The sequence below is a fragment of the Streptomyces apocyni genome, assembly GCF_009739465.1.
Taxonomy (GTDB): domain Bacteria; phylum Actinomycetota; class Actinomycetes; order Streptomycetales; family Streptomycetaceae; genus Streptomyces; species Streptomyces apocyni.
In genome coordinates this window covers 1-481 of the sequence record NZ_WHOM01000005.1, presented here as the reverse complement: position 1 = coordinate 481, position 481 = coordinate 1, and the positions used below count along the sequence as shown (strand labels likewise).

Annotated in this window: 1 pseudogene; it reads left to right on the top strand. The window is 70.7% G+C overall.

The features are described 5' to 3' along the window. Positions 1-481, top strand: a pseudogene (locus GCN81_RS31670) (polyketide synthase dehydratase domain-containing protein); the annotation flags it as partial.

Sequence of the window (481 nt, the reverse complement as noted above, 5' to 3'; positions counted from 1 at the left end):
ACGCCCTCACCACCCTCCACAACACCGGCGTCCGCACCTACCTCGAACTCGGCCCCGACGCCGTCCTCACCCCCCTCACCGAGGACACCCTCGACAGCGGCACCATCACCTCCGTCGCGCTCCAACGCCGTGACCGCGACGAGCCCGACGCCCTCCTCTCCGGCATCGGCCAGGCCCACTGCATCGGGGTGACAGCCGACTGGCAGACGTACTTCGCGGGCACCGGCGCCCAGCACACCCCCCTGCCCACCTACGCCTTCCAGCACAAGCGCTACTGGCTGAACGCCACAGAGGCACCAGCCGACGCGGCGGGCCTGGGCCTGCACCCCATGGGGCACCCGATCCTGGGCGCGTCCGTGGGAATGGCGGACCGGGACGAGTACCTGTTCACCAGCCGTCTTTCGTTGCGTACGCATCCGTGGCTGGCCGAGCACGCGGTGGCCGGGACGGTCCTGCTGCCCGGTACCGGACTGGTGGAACT